3 protein-coding genes are annotated in these 4505 nt (G+C 69.6%); 2 read left to right on the top strand and 1 reads right to left on the bottom strand.

The window, feature by feature from the left end:
• Nucleotides 1-247: site-specific integrase (locus I73_RS32795; protein ID WP_159105907.1), on the bottom strand; the 247-nt coding region annotated here is incomplete at its 3' end.
• Between the two features lie 550 nt (nucleotides 248-797).
• On the opposite strand from I73_RS32795, the gene I73_RS19145 reads away from it, so the two are divergent.
• Complete coding sequence (locus I73_RS19145) at nucleotides 798-1949, top strand: YCF48-related protein (protein WP_022982091.1); 1152 nt, start codon at nucleotides 798-800, stop codon at nucleotides 1947-1949.
• On the top strand, nucleotides 1946-4408 hold the full coding sequence (locus tag I73_RS29140; protein ID WP_022982092.1) for an RND family transporter: 2463 nt from the start codon (nucleotides 1946-1948) through the stop codon (nucleotides 4406-4408). The genes I73_RS19145 and I73_RS29140 overlap by 4 nt, the downstream gene beginning before the upstream one ends.
• Nucleotides 4409-4505: the final 97 nt, after the last annotated feature.

The raw sequence follows: 4505 nt of genomic DNA on the forward strand, positions 1-4505 counted from the left end.
CGTCGAGCACGTGCCGGAACAGAAACCGGCTGGCCGAGGACACCTGGTTGATCGTCGAGAACGAACGCCTCAAGTCCTTGGACAGGTGCAGCATGTAGGCCTCGATCTGCGCCGCATCCAGCTGCGCTGGGCTGCGCCCGTAGTACTTGGCCATGCGCGCCAGCGCGTCCACGTAGGTCTGCTGCGTGCGCACCGCCAGCCCGCGCACCTGCATCGCATCCACCATCTGTTGTCGCAACGGGGTCATCGCCTTCTCCTGTCTACCGGGGTCCATTCCCCGACCGAAGGCTTCTCCCGCTCGCCTTCCCAGGCAAGCTCCCCCACAACGTCAAACGCGGTGACCACCCTCGCCAGGCAGCCACCGCGTCAGCGGTTTAGTTCAACTAGTTATATACATCAAAAGTGACGCATAACATCCTGACGTGACGGATAACATTCCGGCGCATTGCCTGCCAAGTGCCTGTCAGGATTGAATTTCTCTTGTTTCTTGCAGGATAACATTCCGAGCATTGGCATCAAAAGCGTCGAAGCCCCCCCATTTGGGGGTATGGCCGCACCGTCCACGCCGGTCCACGGCCTCGCCGGGCTCGGCCCAGCGGCCTTCTGGCCGTCGGCACGGCCGGGCCTGACGCCGCCGCAAGGGCCCCGGCCTAGGGGCTTCCACGCAGGTCATTCATCTGGCCCATACATGACATGGACCCAATCCACTTTGTGAATGGATTGAGGGTTCTTAACCTGTCGCCTGTCAAGTCCGCAGATCAAGAAAGGGCGAAAGACTCGCCCGACAGGAGACATCGATGCCCCCCCGCCGCGCTCGCCCGGCCCGGGTGCAGGCCTGCCCGCCTGCCCCCGCCCGCCCCTCGTCTGTTCCGCCTCGCGCCGACGAGCCGCTGCTGCCCGCCGCCCCGGCCTGGTTGGCGCTGGCCCTGAGCCTGCAGGCCATGGCCTGCGCCTGGGCCGCACCGGCCACCCAGGCCGTGGGGTCGGCGCTGGACCGTCCGGCTGCGCAGGTTCGGCAGATCGACAGCGCCTTGCTGCAGTCGGCGGCGCAGGCCGGGCCCCAGCTGATCGCCGTCGGTGAACGCGGGCTCATCGTGGCCTCGCGGGATCAGGGGCAGCACTGGCAGCAGGTGGACAGCCCGGTGAGCGTGGGGCTGACGGCGGTGCGTTTTGCTGATGCCCAGCACGGCGTCGCGGTGGGCCATGGGGCCACCGTGCTGACCACCACCGACGGCGGCGCCCATTGGCTGCGCCGGCTCGATGGCCGTGGCGTGGCCGACATTGAACTGGCCGCCGCGCACGATGACGCAGCCCGCCAGGCGGCCGAGCGCCTGAAGGCGGACGGCCCGGACAAGCCCTGGCTGGACGCCTGGATGTCCGACGCCCAGCGCATCACGGTGGTGGGCGCCTATGGCCTGGCCCTGCACAGCGACGATGGCGGGCAGCACTGGCAGAGCTGGCGCGGCCGGCTGGACAACCCCAAGGAGCTGCATCTGTATGCGGTGCGCCAGCGTGGCGCGCAGTGGCTGATTGCGGGCGAGCAGGGGCTGGTGCTGGTGTCGGATGACCAGGGCGAGCACTTCCGGCGGGTGGACACGCCCTACAAGGGCAGCTTCTTCACGGCCGAGCTGCCGGCCGATGGCAACCTGCTGGTGGCCGGCCTGCGCGGCAACGCCTGGCGCTCCAGCGATGGTGGCGCCAGCTGGCAGGCCCTGCCGGCCCCCCTGCCCGCCAGCTTCACGGCCTCGGCCCTCACCCCGGATGGCCGGCTGCTGCTGGCCAACCAGGCCGGCCTGGTGCTGCAGGCCCAGGGCGACCAGCTCAAGCCCTTGCCGCTGCCTACCGTGCCTTCGCTCACCGGCCTGCTGCCGCTGCCGCAAGGCCAGTTGCTCGCGCTCACCGTGCAGGGCCCGCGCGTCCTGTCTCCCTCGCCCACTGCCCGCCCATGATCTCCCCCGCCCAAGCCGCGCCCTCCGGCGCCGACCTCGCCAGCTTCGACCCGCAATCGGGTGCCTGGATCGAACGCCTGCTCTTCAACCGCCGCCCCTGGGTGCTGCTGCTGTGCCTGCTGCTCACCCTGGTGCTGGGCTGGCAGGCCACCCACCTGAAGCTCAATGCCAGCTTCGAGAAAACCATCCCGACGCACCACCCGTACATCCAGAACATGCTGGCCCACGAGGCCGACCTGAGCGGGCTGGGCAACGCGGTGCGCATCGCGGTGGCCAACCCGCGCGGGGACATCTACGACGCCCGCTACCTGGACACGCTGCGCCGCCTGAGCGACGAGGTCTTCCTGCTGCCGGGCGTGGCCCGCATGCAGATGAAGTCGCTCTGGACCCCGACCACCCGCTGGGTCGGCGTCACCGAGGACGGGCTGGAAGGCGGGCCGGTCATCCCTGACGGCTACGACGGCGGCCCCGCCAGCCTGCAACAGCTGCGGCTGAACATCCAGCGCTCGGGCGAGATCGGCCAACTGGTGGCGCTGGACGGCCGCTCCACCATCATCTTCGTGCCCCTGCAGGCCCGCGACGCCCAGGGCCAGGCGCTGGACTACACCGCCCTGGCCGAGCGCCTGGAGGCGCTGCGCGTCAAGTACGAGAAGCAAGGGGTGGAGATCCACATCACCGGCTTTGCCAAGATCGTGGGCGACCTGATCGACGGCGTGCGCGCGGTGCTGATGTTCTTCGCGCTGGCGGTGCTGATCAGCGCCGCCACGGTCTACCTCTACACCCGCTGCCTGCGCTCCACGGCCCTGGTGGTGGCTGCTTCGCTCACCGCGGTCGTGTGGCAGCTGGGCCTGCTGCCCCTGCTGGGCATGGCGCTGGACCCGTATTCCATCCTGGTGCCCTTCCTGGTGTTCGCCATCGGCATGAGCCACGGCGCCCAGAAGATGAACGGCATCATGCAGGACATTGGCCGCGGCATGCACCGGCTGGTGGCCGCGCGCTTCACCTTCCGCCGCCTGTTCCTGGCCGGCCTGACGGCCCTGTTGGCCGATGCGGTGGGCTTTGCGGTGCTGATGCGCATCGACATCCAGGTCATCCGCGAACTGGCCCTGGCGGCTTCGCTGGGGGTGGCGGCGCTGATCGTCACCAACCTGATCCTGCTGCCCATTCTGCTGAGCTACACCGGCGTCAGCGCCCGGGCGGCGCGGCGCAGCCTGCGGGCCGAAGAGGCCGCGCTGGCGGCCAGCGGCGACCAGAGCGAGAACAGCGGGCGCTTCAAGCCCCAGGCCGGGCTGTGGGCCGTGCTGGACCGCTTCACCCAGCGGCGCTGGGCCAGCGTCACGGTGGCGGGGGCGGCCCTGCTGGGCCTGGCCGGCTGGCTGGCCAGCCAACACCTCAAGATCGGTGACCTGGACCCCGGCGCCCCCGAGCTGCGGGCCGACAGCCGCTACAACCGCGACGTGGCCTTCATGAACCGGGCCTACGGCGCCAGCAGCGATGTGCTGGCCGTGATGGTGCAGACCCCCGACGGCCACTGCGCCGACTACGCCACGCTCAACAAGCTGGACGCGCTGGAATGGTCGCTGCGCCAGCTGCCCGGCGTGGACAGCAGCAACTCGCTGGCCCTGCTCAACCGGCGCATGCTGGCCGGCCTGAGCGAAGGCAATCCCAAGTGGGTGGAGTTCATCCCCAACCAGGAGATGCTCAACACCGTCACCGCCGGGGCGCCGCGCGGCCTCTACAACGACGCCTGCAACCTGCTGACGCTCAACCTCTTCCTGGCCGACCACAAGGCCGACACCCTGGACAGCGTGGTGCACCACGTGGAGGCCTTCGCCCAGGCCAACGACACGAAGGACGCGCGCTTCCTGCTGGCCGCTGGCCCGGCCGGCATCGAAGCCGCCACCAACATCGTCGTGCGCCAGGCCTGGCACGAGATGCTGCTGCTCGTCTACGGCGCGGTGGTGGCCCTGTGCTTCATCACCTTCCGCTCCTGGCGGGCGGTGCTGGTGGCCGTGCTGCCGCTGGTGCTCACCTCCTTCCTGGCCGAGGCGCTGATGGTGGCGCTGGGCATGGGCGTGAAGGTGGCCACGCTGCCGGTCATCGCGCTGGGCGTGGGCATCGGCGTGGACTACGCGCTCTACATCCTGAGCATCGTGCTGGCCCAGCTGCGCAGTGGCTGCAGCCTGTCCCAGGCCTACCACCGCGCCCTGCTGTTCACCGGCAAGGTGGTGATGCTCACCGGCGCCACCCTGGCCCTGGGCGTCATCACCTGGGTGGCCAGCCCCATCAAGTTCCAGGCCGACATGGGACTGCTTCTGGCCTTCATGTTCCTGTGGAACATGCTCGGCGCCCTGGTGCTGCTGCCGGCGCTGGCGCACTTCCTCCTCAAACCCACGCCGCAGGCGCTGCCCAGCGCCCAGGCCCAGCCGGGCACGGGCCTGGCCACCGCCCGTCCCTGATCCCCTGGAGTCCCCCATGCGAACAAGTTCTTCCCTGCCCGGCCGCCTGGCCCTGATGGTGGCCCACTGCGCTGACATGATCGACCTGGTGGCCCTG

It is taken from the genome of Ideonella sp. B508-1, assembly GCF_000333615.1.
In the GTDB taxonomy this organism is placed as follows: Bacteria; Pseudomonadota; Gammaproteobacteria; order Burkholderiales; family Burkholderiaceae_C; genus Ideonella.